Source organism: Pseudomonas syringae (genome assembly GCF_021605415.1).
Classification (GTDB): Bacteria; Pseudomonadota; Gammaproteobacteria; order Pseudomonadales; family Pseudomonadaceae; genus Aquipseudomonas; species Aquipseudomonas syringae_S.
Genome location: NZ_WKEQ01000021.1, coordinates 14,134 through 29,165, shown reverse-complemented (window position 1 = coordinate 29,165; position 15,032 = coordinate 14,134). Strand labels below are relative to the sequence as shown.

Here is a 15,032-nt window from a genome sequence, read left to right as displayed (position 1 = left end):
TGAATTAATTGTGCGGCGTGGCTGAAGTGGCGTTGGTTGCGGTCAGGGTTTCACCCTGGAAACCGCCACCCAGCGCTTGCATCAGTTGGATCGACAGGTCGATCTGCTCGGCATTCAGGTTGGCCAACTGGCGCTGGGCCTGGAGCAATTGCTGCTCGATGCTGAGCACGTCCAGGTAGTTGCCGATGCCGGAACCGTAACGCTGGACGACGGTGTTGTAAGAGTCCTGAGCAATGTCGGTGGCGTGCTGCTGCGCACCGATCTGCCGACCGATATCGCGCAACTGATTGATTGTGTCGCTGACATCGCCCAAGGCTTTCACCAGGCTTTTGTTGTACTGCGCCACCGCCAGGTCGTAGTCGGCGTCGCGGGAATCAAGGTTGGCGCGCAGGCGTCCGCCATCGAAAACCGGCACCGAAATCGTCGGCGCGATATTGAAGAAACGACTGGCCGAGCCAAACATCGCGTCACCCAACAACGACTCGGCACCGGCGGCAGCGCTAAGGTTCAGGTTCGGATAGAACTGGGTCTTGGCCGACGAGATGTCTTTGCTCGCGGCCTCGACACGCCAGCGTGCCGCGACCAGATCCGGGCGACGACCGAGCAATTCGGCTGGCAATACCGACGGCAACGCCACCGCGCTGGATTGCAGCACTTTCGGACGGGCGATTTCATTGCCGCGATCCGGGCCTTTGCCAAGCAACACGGCGAGGGATATTTTCGCGCTTTGCAGGCGCTTTTCAGCGTCGATCAGGCTGGCTTGAGAGCTGGCTTCGAGGCTTTCGGTCTGCTGAAACTGGTACTGACTGTCGATCCCGGAACTCAGGCGACGCTGGCTCAGATCGAGCATCTGCCGGGTGCGCTTGAGGTCTTCGCTGGCAAGGTCGTAAACGATGTGCGCCTGGCCGAGATCGCTGTAGGCCCGGGCCACATCAGCGGCGAGGGTCAATTGCGCGGCCTGCTGGTCGACTTCCGCTGCGCGGGCCTGACCGAGGGCTGCTTCCCAGGCGTCACGCTGACCGCCCCACAGGTCGAAGTTGTAATTGAACGTGGCGCTGAGGTTGCGCACGGTCGAATAAGCACCGCCCTGCCCCAGCGGATCCTGATCCCGGGCCAGTCGCGAACGGCTGACGCCGGCGCTGGCATCGAGGGTCGGGAAACGTGCAGCGTCGGCGGCATAAGCGGCGGCGCTGGCCTGATGGGCGCGGGCTTCGGCGATTTGCATGTCCGGGCTGTCGCGCAGGGCCTCGCGGATCAAACCGTCAAGTTGCGGATCGCCGAGGCTCGTCCACCAATCGCTTTTCGGCCAGGCGGCGGGCGACAGAGTGACGCCATTGAGGGACTGCCCGGCCTTGAGGGTTTTCGCATCGAGGCTGACGCCTTCTGTGTCGAGGCCTTTGTAACTGGCACAACCGGCGAGGATCATCGCCGACAGCAACAGCGTCAGGCTGCTGCGCAAGGTTTTACTGCTCATTTGTCACCGACCCGCAGCAACGTGATCGAGTCACCGGCTGCCAGTAAAATTTTCTTGAGGATGTGTTCCAGGGTTTTCAACTCGTCCGGTGTGATCGCGCCGGCCAGTTCATTCATTGCGTCGGCGCCGATCTGCGGGAGGCGGTCGGTCAATTGCTGGCCTTGTTCGGTCAGGGTCAGTTGCACCTGACGGCGATCGCCTTCGCTGCGTTGGCGAGCGAGGAAGCCTTTCTGTTCCAGACGGTCGAGCATGCGGGTCATCGAGCCGCTGTCGAGTGACAGGTGCCGGCATAGTTCGGCCGGGGTATCGACGCCGAACTGGGCCATGATGATCAACACTTTGAACTGCGCGGCGGTGATGCCGTGGGGTTCCATGTGGGTGTCGATGATCCGGTCTTTCAATAACGCGGCACGCCCCAAAAGCAGGCCGAGGTGGCAGTTTTTGAATTCGTCTGGAGTGAAATGCATCGTTTACTCACCTAATAACTGCCTAGGCAGTGAATGTGTGACGAGATGTTACTGCCTAGGCAGCGAATGTCAAACAAAATAGTTAGGATGCTTGGTAATTGACTGACAAATGGCCTGCGATCTTTTGATCTGATCGTTCCCACGCTCTGCGCGGGAGTGCAGCCCGGGACGCTCTGCGTTGCGATTCGAGAGCTGGAACGCGGAGCGTCCCCAGAGGCGTTCCCACGCGGAGCATGGGAACGATCACGGTGGGCGGAGGTTAGAAATCCCGCTTGTAGAAGATGTCCAGCGAACTGGCCAAACCGCTGGCCACTTCGACGTAGACCTTTTTGCTCAGCTTGTAGCGCAAGGCAATAGTGCTGGCCGGTTCGAACACGCCAACGCCATAGCGCAGGCTGAGTTTTTCGGAAATGTTACCGCTGGCTACCACGCTGGTGGCGTCGCCGCTGCCTTCCGTGTCGAGCTGGAAGTCTTGAATGCCCAAGTCTTTGGCCAAACCGCTGGTCACCCCGGAACTTCCCATCAACCCCAGGCCCAACGCCGCTTGGGCGAGCATGTTGTTGTCCTCGCCGTTGGTGCTCAGCGGTCGGCCGAGCACCAGATAGGACAACGCCTGCTCCTGGCTCATCGCCGGCTCGGAGAAGATCTGCGTGGTCGGTTGCTCGGCGCTGCCGCTAAGGCGAATACCGGCGATCACGTCGTCGGTCTGGCGAATCGCTTCGATGTCGAGATACGGCTGATCCAGCGGCCCGGCAAACAACAGTCGCGCCCGACGCACCGTCAAACGCTGGCCGTAAGCACGATAGCGGCCGTCGTTGAGCCACAACTCGCCACGGGTGTCCATGTTGTCGCCGATGTGCACCTGGCCTTGCACGTTGGCGGTCAGGCCGAACCCGGCGAAGCTCAATTTGTCCTGGCCGACAATCACATCGATGTCCATTTTCATCGCGATCGGTGGTTTGCCCTCTTCGGTCTGCTGACCGACGATGATTGTGTCATCGGAGACTTTTACCGTTGACGGCGGCAGTTCACGGACGGTGATTTCGCCTTTGGGCACCAGCACTTTACCGGCCACTGCCAGCTCATCACCCGCCATGGAGATTTTCAGATCCGGCGCCATTTCAAGCTTGGCATAAGGCTCGACGCTGACCGGCAACTGCGAGCCCTTTAGCGCCAGATCCACCACCAGCGCCTGCCCCCAGGCCACATTGCCGCTCAGGCTGCCCTTGCCATTCGGGCCGCTTGTCCAGCCGCCGTTCAGTTGCACCGCTTCACCGGCAATCACCGCTTGCAGTTGCAGGTTTTGCAACTCCATCGGCAGCTCCGGCCCGGACACTTCACCGTCGCTGAGTTGCACCGTGCCGTTAACCAATGGCGCCAGCAGCCCACCGGAAATCGTGCCGCTGCCGTTCAGGCGCCCGGTGAGTGTTTCGACCATCGGCACAAACGGCCGCGCCACGGACAGGTCCAGACCGCTGAGGCGGAACGAACCACTGACCGGTTTGCTTGCCGGCAACGGATTGATCTGCGTCTGCACCATCAGCTCGCCGAGTTTGCCGCCGACAAAATTGAGGTCGGTGTCGATGCGTTTGGGCGTGAGTTTGCTGTTCAGGCGCAGGGTCTGATACGGGAAGTCCAGCCACTTATCTTTGTCGCGTATACGCAAAGTGCCGCCACTGGCGTCGATACTGACCTGGCCGTTGGGGCCGCTGGCCGGCATATCCAGTTGCAGATCGGCGTTAAGCCGTCCCCGCCAGGCGAAATCCTTGGGCAGCCATTGCGCGAGGCTTTCGATGGGGAACTGTTTGAGGTGATAACGCAGCTTCGGCTCCGGCATCAGTCGTTGATCTTCGCCACACAAGCTTGCGCCGCCGGACAGCCAGCAATGGGCGCCGAAGTTGATCTTGCCGTCGGCGAGACGTTCAAGCTTCGCCGGACTTTGCAGTTTCCAGTCCTGGCCACCCGCAGAAATCGTGCCGCTGGCCAGGCGCCCGCGCCAGTTGCCCTTGTCCAGATTGCCGTCCAGGCCCAACGCCAGTTTCAGTTTCGGCCCGAGCAGGTCGAGGCTGAGTTTCTGACGCTTGATGTCACCCTGGCCACTGACGGTCAAACTGCCCAGCGCAGTGTCGCCCGCTTGAATATTGCTGCCCTTGAGATCGATTTTTGCCCGTTGCGCGCTGTCGAGGGTGGCGTCGAGGTTCAGGCTTTGCAGGCGATTGTCCTGGAACGCCAGTTGCGAACCTTGCAGGCCGAGCTTGCCTTGCGGCGCCTTCAACGTGCCAGCGACATCGACCCGGCCGTTGAGCTGGCCGCGCAGTTGCGGCCAGAGCTGAGCCAGACGCGGCATTTTGATGTCGATCTGGCCGGCGAGCTTCTGCTGCAAGCTGCCCTTGCCACTGATGCTGTTGTCGCCGAGGCGGATTTGCAGGGCATTGAGGTTCCATTGTTCCCCGACGCCATCGGCCTTGGCTTGCAACACCGCCGGTTGCCCGCGCAGTTTTCCTTTCAGATCGAGGTCGACGTTGAGACTGAGGCGCTCGTTCTTCAGTTCGCCTTTACTGCTCAATGGCCCGGCCAGCGTACCCGGCAGTTCCGCCATCCAGTACGCAGGGTTGAGCGCCGACAATTGCAACGCGGTGTCCCAGGCAATGCCGTCGGCAAACTGCACGTTCACATGACCTTCGGCCTTGCCCTGCCCGGCCTCCAATTTGAATTGCGGCAGAAAGATCTGTTTGAGGTTGCCGCTGAACGGACTGCTCAGGCTGAACGCCCCCGCCGGACCGTCCAGTGCGGCGGCGAAGTTGCCGATGTATTGACCGTCGGTGTAGGAAACTTCGCCGTTGAAGGTGCGCAATGCAACCTGCGGTTCGTCGATGATCGGATAGAGCCGGTGCCACGGAAAATCCTGCCAATGGACATTGGCTTGCGCGGTCAGGCCTTTGCTCCAGTCGACATTACCGGTGAGTTTCAGGCTTTGCTTGTCGTTGGCATTCAGATCGAGACCCGCGATTTGCGCGCCGTTGGCGTCGACCTTGCCTTGCAGCAACAACGCGACCGGGCCTTGTTCAGCAGGCAGCGAAGCGTTGCCAAGCAATTGGTAACCGTTTTTCAGGTCGCCTTCGGCCGTCAGTTGCAGTTGATTGAGTTGCAGGGTGTCCGGCAGATCGGCGCTCGGCTTGAACGCATCCGAGGTGATGCGCACTTTGGCCGGCAGGTTGTCCACCAGCGGTTGCAGTTCGCCGCTCAACTGGCCGTTGAGGTAGCCACGGCTGTCGGCGTGCAGGTTGAGGGTTTTCAACAGGTCGCCATCGACTTTGAGCGCCAGCGTCCACGGGTCGGTTCCCGGTGCTGGCAGGGTCAGTTGACCTTCGATGTTCAACGGCCAGTTGCCGGTCGGTTGCAGCAGCCCGGAGAGGTTCAGGCTCAAGTCATCACGCTGCAATTTAATGCTGTCGATCTGCATACCCTTGGCGGTCCAGTACGCCGCCAGTTGCAGACCCTTGAGTTGTTCGCTGCCATTGAACAGCAGGCTGCCAACCTGCACGTCACCCAGTTCGATGCCCACAGGCAATTGCAGATCCGGCAGTGTGATCGGGCCGCTTTCGGTCACCTCGTCACTCGGCGGAAATTGCAGGATGACCTGATCGGCCTTGAGTTGGTCGATGCACAGCGTCATGCGGGTCAGGCACAGCGGTGACCATTGGAAAACCGGCTTGTTCAGCTCGACCTGGCTGCTGCCCTGCTGCCACAACAAATGATCGGCGCTCCATTGTCCGCCGAGCCGGCCCTGGAAATTTTCCACGGTCAAACCCGGTACAAGTCCAAGCGCCCATCGGCTGCCTGCCTGAGTGCCGAGCACTGCCGCGAGGCTTAAAACAATCAGCAGCACCAGCGCCAACAGCGCCAGAGCCGTTATCTTCAAACCACGCTTCACAGCTCAGGCCCCATGGAAAAGTGCAGCCGGATGCCGCCGTCGTCGTCGAGCGCATGGGCCAGGTCGAGGCGGATCGGCCCCACCGGAGACACCCAGCGCACACCGATACCGACCCCGGTCTTGAGGTTCGGCAGTTCGAGGTTGTTGAAGGAGTTGCCCTGGTCGACGAACGTCGCCACCCGCCATTTTTCGGCGATTGAATATTGATACTCGACGCTGCCAGCGACCATGTAGCGGCCACCGATGCGGTCGCCATCGGAGTTCTCCGGCGACAGGCTCTGATAGTCGTAGCCACGCACGCTCTGATCGCCACCGGCGAAAAACCGCAGCGACGGCGGCACCGACTTGTAACCGTTGGTGGCGCTGCCGCCAACCTGTACGCGACCGAGCAAACGGTGTTTGTCGAACACCGTGGTCAGGCCTTTGACCAGCGCGGTGCCATATAAAAGGTTTGTGTCGGAACCCAGCCCTTCCTTTGCCACTTTGCTTTCGAAGCTCAGGCGATAGCCGTTGTGCGGGTCGATACGGTTGTCGCTTTTCAAGTAGGAATAACTGATACCGGGCATCAACAAGGTGCTGAGGCCGGAGTCATCGCCGAGTTCGTATTCTTCGTGCTGCCATTTCAGCGAGATCACCCGCTGCCAGCCGCTGGGCAACTTGCTATGCCACTCAGGGCCGAAGGTCAGCAGTTTGCTCGACGTGTCGGAGCCATCGATGTCTTCGAATTGATAACCGCCGGCCCAACGCAGTTTGTCGGTCAGCGGCGGATCGAGCGGGATGTCGTAAAACAGCCCGACGTTCTGCCGAGGCGCCGACAATTCGGCTTCCCAGCCATAACTGTGGCCTTGCGGATTGACCCAGTGGCGGGTCCAGTTGGCCTTGACGCGCGGGCCGACGTCGGTGGAGTAACCCAAGCCCAGGCCCATGGTGCGCGGCTTGCGGGTCTCGAGTTTGACCGCGACCGGAATGGTCTGTTCTTTTGCCGCAGTCGGCGCGGCGTCCACACGCACGCCTTCGAAGTATCCGCTCGATTGCAAAGCCTGGTTGAGTTCGGCGATCAGTTCCGAGTCATACGGCTCGCCGGTCTTGAACGGCACCATGCGTTGCAGCAGGTCTTCGTCAAACGGTGTGTCGCCCTCGAAATTGACTTTGCCTAACGCGTAGCGCGGGCCACTTTCGTAAACCAACTCGACGTCGGCGATACCGGCACGTGGGTCGAGCAACAACTTCTGGCTGGTGAAATGCCCACTGAAATAGCCGTAGCGTGAAGCCTGATTCTGGATCAGTCGTTTGGCGTCTTCATAACGACCGTGATTAAGCACCGCGCCGGATTTGAGCACGTCAGCTTTAGGGACACGAAAGGTTTTCTGCGAGGCCGCCGGGCCGTCGACGCGGATGGTCACGTTGCGCAAGCGGATCGGCTCGCCAGGGTCGATCTTCAGCACCAGACGCGGATCCTTGCCGCCTTTCACTTCGGTTTCGATCTGCGGCTGGTAATAACCCAAGGCCTGCGCGGCCTTGCGCGCCTGCTCTTCGGCACCGCGACTGAAGCGCTCAAGGGCTTCTTCGTCACGATCGCCGAGACTGCCGATATAGCCTTCTATATTGGCCTTGAGTTCATCGTTGGACGGTTTGATCCGCACATCCAATTCACTTTGCGCCAGTGCCGCGCAGCTGGTTAACAGCAGGAGCGCGCCACTGGTAAATCTTCCTGGAAACTTCATAGGCGCGGATGCTAACACGAGCTTGGGAGCGTGATAGAGCCTGACCTGCCGGGAAAGTTCGACCGCTATGCCATGGCTGTTTGTAACACCTGCGGGTTGGCGTGAAAAAACACATGCTCGCGCACCGGCCCGACGGCAACCTCGCCGACCTCTTCGTAACCCTGACGCTTGTAGAACTCCAGATAACGCGGGTTGCCGGTGTCGAGCATCACCCCTTGGGAGTTTTCGTCGACCGCGCACCAGTTGTGCACCGCTTGCAACAATTGCTCACCGAAATGCTTGCCCTGAAATTGCGGGTGAACCCCCAGCAGCGGCAAAACATGCACCGCATCGGAGGGTGCGCAGGCAGCCACCGCCGCATGATAGTCGAGGTAGCGGCGGGTGCAGCGAAACCCGGTGCTAAGCACCATGCGCAGCCGCCAGGCCCAGCTCTCGGTGATGCCCAGGCGCCGTTGCGGCGGCGCGATCAGCGCGATGCCGATCAAACGGTCATTGACCAACAGGCCGATGGCCGGCAGATCCTGGAGAAAGTGTTGCTTGACCAATTCCCGCACAGTCGCGCGAACGCGCTGTTCATAACCGGGACGCTCGGACTCGAACAGATAGCTGAAGGTCGGTTCGTGGCGGTAGGCCTGATACAGCAAGGATCTGGCTTCGCGGGAATAGCCGCGATCGAGCATATGAATGTCGGCGATGGCGGTCGAGGTTTCAGGCATGACAGTGATTCTCCCCGGGGCACGGCTCAAATGGCTGCGCTCTTGTTGGTACGAACCTTTGAGTGATGGCGCAGTTCCCCGACAGGTATAGACCAATCTCGAATCTTCATCGACCGGGCGGGCCTCATCGCTGGCAAGCCAGCTCCCACAAGTTTTTGCAGTGGTCACAGATCTGATGCACGACACGATCATTGTGGGAGCTGGCTTGCCAGCGATGGGGCACACAAGACTCACCCGAAATCTGACAGGACAAGGCGAATCGGCTCACCCCACACTGGCCCCGATCCTACATGTCAGCTAGCATCGCCCTTTTGCCAGGACTGCCGACCATGAAGATCGTTTCCTTCAACATCAACGGACTGCGCGCCCGTCCGCATCAGCTGGCAGCGCTGATCGAAAAACATCAGCCGGACGTCATTGGCTTGCAGGAAACCAAGGTACACGACGATCAATTCCCGCTCGAAGAAGTTCGGGCCTTGGGCTATCACGTTTATTTCCACGGCCAGAAGGGCCATTACGGTGTCGCCCTGCTCTCCCGTCAGGAACCGATTGCCCTGCACAAAGGTTTCGCCACCGACGAAGAAGACGCCCAGCGTCGTTTCATCTGGGGCACTTACGCCGACGCCAACGGTGTGCCGGTGACAATCATGAACGGCTACTTCCCACAGGGCGAAAGCCGTGACCATCCGACCAAATTCCCGGCCAAGCAGCGCTTCTACAGCGACCTGCAAACGTTGCTGGAAAGCCAGTTCCACAACGAGCAACCGATCGTGGTGATGGGCGATGTGAACATTTCCCCGGAAGACTGCGACATCGGCATCGGCCCGGACAACATGAAGCGCTGGCTGAAAACCGGCAAATGCAGTTTCCTGCCGGAAGAGCGTGAGTGGATGGCCCGCCTGAAAAACTGGGGGCTGACCGACAGCTATCGCCACCTGAATCCGGACGTGACTGACATCTTCAGTTGGTTCGACTACCGCAGCCGTGGGTTCGAGGACAACCCCAAGCGTGGTTTGCGTATCGACGTGATTCTTGCCTCCCACGGTCTGTTGCCACGAGTCAAGGCAGCGGGCGTTGATTACGAACTGCGCGGCATGGAAAAACCCTCGGATCATGCGCCGATCTGGCTTGAACTGAGCTGAATTCACCTTGTAGGAGTGAACCTGCTCGCGATACCGGTGTGTCAATTTGCGCATCTGTTTCTGGCACACCGCTATCGCGAGCAGGCTCATGCCTACAGTTCGGTCGCTGTCATCTTTCGGTCATGCGTCTGACTTAATCTCCCCGGCAATCCCCTTGGCTGCGATCGGTGCCGGCATGCGCGTGCGTGTTTTGTTCTTTTTTCTTTTCAGCGCATGGCTGCCCTGGGCGGTATCGGCCGACGCTGTGCTGCGCATTCAGGGCTCCAACACCATTGGCGCAGCGCTCGGCCCGGCGCTGGTCGAAGGGCTGATGCAGGAACGGGGCCTGCTGAAAATTCATCGCGAAGCACCCGACAACGCCAACGAACAACGCGTCGTCGGGCAAACCGCAGACGGTCAGCGGATCGCAGTGGACATCGCCGCTCACGGCTCAAGCACCGGTTTCACCGCGCTGAAATCCGCCGAAGCCGATCTCGCTGCCTCTTCCCGGCCGATCAAGGACAGCGAATTGCTCGCCCTGCAATCCCTCGGCGACCTGAAAAGTCCCACCGCCGAACAGGTCATCGCCATCGACGGCCTGGCGATCATTCTTCATCCCGACAACCCCCTGCAACAACTCGACACCGAGCAACTCGCGCGGATTTTCAGCGGCGAGGCCAAGACCTGGGAAAACGTCGGTGGCAGCGGTGGGACGATTCATTTGTATGCGCGGGATGATCAGTCCGGCACATACGACACATTTAAGGAGCTTGTCCTCGCCCAGCGTGGGAAGGTTCTGAGTAGCGCGGCGAAACGCTTTGAATCCAGCGAGCAATTATCCGACGCCGTGAGCAGCGATCCACAAGCCATCGGGTTCATCGGTTTGCCCTACGTTCGCCAGGCTAAGGCAGTGGCAATTGCCGACGGGCAATCCCAAGCGATGTTGCCGCTGAACAGCTTGATCGCCACCGAAGATTATCCGCTGTCGCGGCGGTTGTTCTTTTATCTACCGCCCGACAGCAAGAACCTTTGGGCGAAGGCGTTGGTGGCGTTTGCACAAAGTCCTCAAGGCCAGACGATTGTTGCAAGCAACGGGTTTATCGCCCAGACCATCCAGGCCATCGCGGTGACGCCGAATGCGCTGATGCCGGAGGGTTATCAGTCCCTCAGCCGTCATGCCCAACGTCTGACGGTGAATTTCCGATTCGAAGAAGGCAGCGCCATCCTCGACAACAAGGCCCGCCAGGATTTGGCGCGAGTGCTCGACTATATAAAGCGCCACAACAAGACTGATCGCGAGGTAACGCTGGTGGGGTTCGGCGATGCCAAGGACGATCCGGCACGGGCTGACCTGCTGTCGAAGCTGCGGGCCATGGCGGTGCGACGGGAATTGGTGAAGAACGGCGTGGTGTTGCGCGAAGTGCGCGGCTTCGGCGCACTGATGCCGGTGGCGGCGAACAGCGCCGATGAGGGACGGATCAAAAATCGACGGGTTGAGGTGTGGGTACATTGATTCACCTCAGGATCGTTCCCATGCTCTGCGTGGGAACGATCCCATTGGGTAATCAGCGTTCGCTGCGCAGCATTTCCTTCGGCACATATTTGCCGATTTCGAATTTGCCGATGGCTGCGCGGTGCACTTCGTCCGGACCATCGGCCAGGCGCAGTGTGCGTTGCATGGCGTACATATAAGCCAGCGGGAAATCGTTAGACACCCCTGCCCCGCCATGCATCTGAATCGCCCGGTCGATTACGCGCAACGCCACATTCGGTGCAACAACCTTGATCTGGGCGATTTCGCTTTTCGCCACTTTGTTACCGACGGTATCCATCATGTATGCCGCTTTGAGCGTCAGCAGGCGAGCCATGTCGATTTCCATGCGCGAGTCGGCAATTTTGTCGACGTTACCGCCCAGGCGCGCCAACGGTTTGCCGAATGCGCTGCGGCTTACCGAACGTTTGCACATCAGTTCCAGCGCCCGCTCGGCCATGCCGATCGAACGCATGCAGTGGTGAATCCGGCCCGGGCCGAGGCGACCTTGGGCGATTTCGAATCCGCGTCCTTCGCCCAGCAGTACGTTTTCGTACGGCACTCGCACATTGTCGAACAGCACTTCGGCGTGACCGTGGGGGGCATCGTCGTAACCGAACACCGGCAGTGGACGGACGATCTTCACACCAGGCGTATCCACCGGCACCAGAATCATCGAGTGCTGGGCGTGGCGCGGCGCATCCGGATTGCTCAAGCCCATGAAGATGAGAATTTTGCAACGCGGATCGCAAGCGCCGGACGTCCACCATTTCTTACCGTTGATGACCCATTCGTCGCCATCGCGCTCAGCACGGGCGGCCATGTTGGTGGCATCGGAGGACGCGACGTCCGGCTCGGTCATGGCGAAGGCCGAGCGGATCTCGCCGCGCAGCAGCGGTTCGAGCCAACGCTGTTTCTGTTCTTCATTGGCATAACGCACCAGCACTTCCATGTTGCCGGTGTCCGGTGCCGAGCAATTGAAGGGCTCAGGGCCAAGCAACGAGCGGCCCATGATCTCGGCCAGCGGCGCGTATTCAAGGTTGGTCAGGCCTGCGCCGAGTTTCGATTCGGGCAGAAACAGATTCCACAGGCCTTCGGCTTTCGCCCGGGCTTTCAGCTCTTCCATGATCGCCGTCGGCTGCCAGCGATCGCCTTCGGCAACCTGGCGCTCGAACACGGCTTCGGCCGGGTAAACGTAGGTATCCATGAACGCGGTCACGCGCTCACGCAGTTCTTGCACCTTGGGCGAATAAGCGAAATCCATGGGCAGCTACCTTCTTTTTGGGAGGTTGTTCAGGTCATGAAATGGATGCTAGAGCAGCTACGAAAATTTACCTAGCCTATTCTCAGCGTGTATTAACATTCATCACCGATATATGATCGGCTTATCGTCAAAGCCATTTCGCCCACATAACAAGAGAAAACGCGTCATGAATCTGAGCAAGGTCGACCTCAACCTTTTCATCGTCTTCGACGCGATCTACACCGAGGCGAACCTGACCCGCGCCGGGCAGATCGTCGGCATTACTCAGCCGGCGGTGTCGAACGCGCTGGCGCGGTTGCGCGAGACCTTCAACGATCCGCTGTTCGTGCGCACCGCCCAAGGCATGGTGCCGACGCCGATGGCGCAGAACATCATCGGCCCGGTGCGTAACGCGCTGTCCCTGCTGCGGGTGTCCGTGCAGGAAAGCCGCATCTTCACCCCGTCGCAGGCGGCGAAGACCTACCGCATCAGCATGACCGACCTCACCGAAGCGGTGATCCTGCCGCCACTGTTCCAGCGCCTGCGCCGTTTGGCGCCCACCGTCATCATCGAAAGTTTTCTGTCGAAACGCCGGGAAACCACCAAGGAGCTGGCGGCCGGGCGTCTGGATTTCGCCGTGGATGCGCCGCTCAATACCGACACGCAGGTACGTCACGTCAAACTGATGGAAGACCGTTACGTGTGCGCCATGCGCAAGGGACATCCGCTGGCGGGCAAGGAAAAACTGTCCCTGGATGACTATCTGTCGATGACGCATGTGCATATTTCCAGCCGCCGCAGCGGGTTGGGCCATGTCGATCTGGCGCTGGGGAAAATGGGCATTCAGCGCAAGATCGCTTTGCGTTCGCAGCATTACCAGATGGCGTCCCAGGTGTTACAGCAGACAGACATGGTCATGACCGTGCCGGAACGTTTCGCCCGTCGCAATGAACTGCACGCGTTTTATCTGCCGGTCAACGATGTGCCACCGGTGGAGACCCATTTGTATTGGCACGAGAGCACTGACCAGGATCCGGCCAATCGCTGGATGCGCGAGCAAATCATCGAGTTGTGCCAGCAGGTGACGGCACATGAAAAGAAGATCGACAAACAACAGGCATGAGATCAAAAGTTCGCAATGTGGCGATTTGGAAGCTGGAACCTTTTCGCCTTGACGTAAACGTCAACCTGCCATTAGCTTAGCGCCAAGACTTTTTTCCGAGCGCGCTTATGAGCAGCCAGACTTACAGCATTTCCGATCTCGCCCGCGAGCTGGACATCACCACCCGGGCGATTCGCTTCTATGAAGAGCAAGGCCTGCTCAGCCCCGAGCGTCGTGGCCAGGAACGCATCTATTCGCCACGGGACAAAGTCAGCCTGAAGCTGATCCTGCGCGGCAAGCGCATCGGATTCTCCCTCGCCGAATGCCGCGAACTGATCGAGCTGTATGACCCTTCCAGCGGTAACACCAAGCAACTCAACAGCATGCTGGCGAAAATTACCGAGCGCCGGAAACAGCTTGAGCAGCAGATGCTCGACATCGAACAGATGAAACTGGAACTCGATACCGCCGAAGAGCGTTGTGTGCAGGCGCTGGAGCAGACGCTCAAGAGTCAGCAGGTGGTTTGATTGCTCATACGCTCCTACAGGTTTTTTCCTATTTTCAGATGACAGCAGGTCCAGCCCATGTCCCTCCCTTCCCAAGTACGCCTGATCGAAGTCGGCCCGCGCGATGGCCTGCAAAATGAAGCCCAGCCAATCAGCGTCGCCGATAAGGTGCAACTGGTCGACGCACTGAGCGCCGCCGGCCTGGGCTATATAGAAGTCGGCAGTTTTGTTTCGCCCAAGTGGGTACCGCAAATGGCCGGTTCCGCCGACGTGTTCGCGCAGATCCAGCGCAAACCGGGCGTGACCTACGGTGCGCTGGCGCCGAACCTGCGGGGCTTTGAAGATGCGCTGGCGGCCGGGGTCAAGGAAGTCGCGGTGTTTGCCGCTGCCTCCGAAGCTTTTTCACAACGCAACATCAACTGCTCGATCAGCGAAAGCCTGGCGCGGTTTGCGCCGATCATGGAGGCCGCGAAACAGCATGGCGTTACCGTGCGCGGTTACGTGTCGTGCGTGCTGGGGTGCCCTTATGAAGGTGACGTTGCGCCGGAGCAAGTCGCGAGCGTCGCCCAAGAACTCTATGCGATGGGCTGCTACGAAGTGTCATTGGGCGACACCATCGGCACCGGCACGGCCGGCGCGACCCGGCGGATGTTCGAAGTAGTATCGGCGCAGGTGCCGCGGGACAGGCTCGCCGGGCATTTCCATGACACTTACGGCCAGGCCATGGCCAACATTTACGCCAGTCTGCTCGAAGGCATTGCGGTGTTCGACAGCTCTATCGCCGGCCTGGGCGGCTGCCCATATGCCAAAGGTGCAAGCGGTAACGTTGCGACGGAAGACGTGGTTTACCTACTCAATGGCTTGGGTATCGAGACCGGTATCGACCTGGACGCCTTGATTGGCGCAGGCCGACAGATCAGCGCCGTGCTGGGCCGCCCAAGCGGTTCGCGCGTGGCCAAGGCCCGTAGCGCACAGTGAGCGGACGGGTGTTACCCGCGCGGGGGGCTTGGGGGCAAAAACGAGTAACACGGAAACAAATTGTTTGGTCTCAACCGGCCACCGCGTCCCCCTAAAATCCTAACTCACTGTATTTAAAGGGGTTTAAAAAGTTGGCACGGCTCCTGCTATCTCTATGGCATAACAAGAATAAAAAGCAGCAAACCAATAAAAATAAGACGTAACGACTCTGACATAACAAAAACAACACGGCAGAG

Annotated in this window: 11 protein-coding genes; 5 read left to right on the top strand and 6 right to left on the bottom strand. The window is 59.7% G+C overall.

What is annotated here, in order from left to right:
• Positions 1-4 precede the first annotated feature (4 nt).
• The 5 genes from GIW69_RS15845 to GIW69_RS15825 all read right to left on the bottom strand — a co-directional run bounded on the left by GIW69_RS15845 (position 5) and on the right by GIW69_RS15825 (position 8,315).
• A complete protein-coding gene (locus tag GIW69_RS15845; RefSeq protein ID WP_236483648.1) occupies positions 5-1,474 on the bottom strand; it encodes an efflux transporter outer membrane subunit in 1,470 nt (489 codons plus the stop codon).
• Positions 1,471-1,941 carry a MarR family transcriptional regulator gene (locus GIW69_RS15840; protein WP_236483646.1) on the bottom strand — a complete coding sequence of 157 codons (471 nt, stop codon included), beginning with the start codon at positions 1,939-1,941 and terminating at the stop codon, positions 1,471-1,473. Before GIW69_RS15840 ends, GIW69_RS15845 begins: the two co-directional genes overlap by 4 nt.
• 259 nt (positions 1,942-2,200) lie before the next feature.
• On the bottom strand, positions 2,201-5,875 hold the full coding sequence (locus tag GIW69_RS15835) for a translocation/assembly module TamB domain-containing protein (RefSeq protein WP_236483644.1): 3,675 nt from the start codon (positions 5,873-5,875) through the stop codon (positions 2,201-2,203).
• On the bottom strand, positions 5,872-7,599 hold the full coding sequence (locus GIW69_RS15830) for an autotransporter assembly complex protein TamA (RefSeq protein WP_236483643.1): 1,728 nt from the start codon (positions 7,597-7,599) through the stop codon (positions 5,872-5,874). The genes GIW69_RS15835 and GIW69_RS15830 overlap by 4 nt, the downstream gene beginning before the upstream one ends.
• A 65-nt stretch (positions 7,600-7,664) precedes the next feature.
• Complete coding sequence (locus tag GIW69_RS15825) at positions 7,665-8,315, bottom strand: GNAT family N-acetyltransferase (protein ID WP_236483641.1); 651 nt, start codon at positions 8,313-8,315, stop codon at positions 7,665-7,667.
• 329 nt (positions 8,316-8,644) lie between these two features.
• Here GIW69_RS15825 and xthA point away from each other — a divergent pair, with 329 nt between their 5' ends.
• The gene (gene xthA / locus GIW69_RS15820; protein ID WP_236483639.1) at positions 8,645-9,457 is read left to right on the top strand and encodes an exodeoxyribonuclease III; all 813 of its coding nucleotides are present in this window, start codon (positions 8,645-8,647) and stop codon (positions 9,455-9,457) included.
• A gap of 175 nt (positions 9,458-9,632) precedes the next feature.
• Positions 9,633-10,949, top strand: a complete 1,317-nt coding sequence (locus GIW69_RS15815) for a substrate-binding domain-containing protein (RefSeq protein ID WP_236483752.1) — start codon at positions 9,633-9,635, stop codon at positions 10,947-10,949.
• Between the two features lie 52 nt (positions 10,950-11,001).
• On the opposite strand, the gene GIW69_RS15810 is transcribed toward GIW69_RS15815, so the two are convergent.
• Positions 11,002-12,231: an acyl-CoA dehydrogenase gene (locus tag GIW69_RS15810; protein WP_236483638.1), complete on the bottom strand. Its 1,230-nt coding sequence runs from the start codon at positions 12,229-12,231 to the stop codon at positions 11,002-11,004.
• A gap of 166 nt (positions 12,232-12,397) precedes the next feature.
• On the opposite strand from GIW69_RS15810, the gene GIW69_RS15805 reads away from it, so the two are divergent.
• From GIW69_RS15805 to GIW69_RS15795, 3 genes are all read left to right on the top strand, one after another.
• Positions 12,398-13,333: a LysR family transcriptional regulator gene (locus GIW69_RS15805; protein WP_236483635.1), complete on the top strand. Its 936-nt coding sequence runs from the start codon at positions 12,398-12,400 to the stop codon at positions 13,331-13,333.
• A gap of 107 nt (positions 13,334-13,440) precedes the next feature.
• Positions 13,441-13,839 (top strand): MerR family transcriptional regulator, encoded by a 399-nt coding sequence (locus tag GIW69_RS15800; RefSeq protein ID WP_236483634.1) that lies wholly within the window; start codon positions 13,441-13,443, stop codon positions 13,837-13,839.
• 57 nt (positions 13,840-13,896) lie between these two features.
• On the top strand, positions 13,897-14,796 hold the full coding sequence (locus tag GIW69_RS15795; RefSeq protein WP_236483632.1) for a hydroxymethylglutaryl-CoA lyase: 900 nt from the start codon (positions 13,897-13,899) through the stop codon (positions 14,794-14,796).
• Positions 14,797-15,032 lie beyond the last annotated feature (236 nt).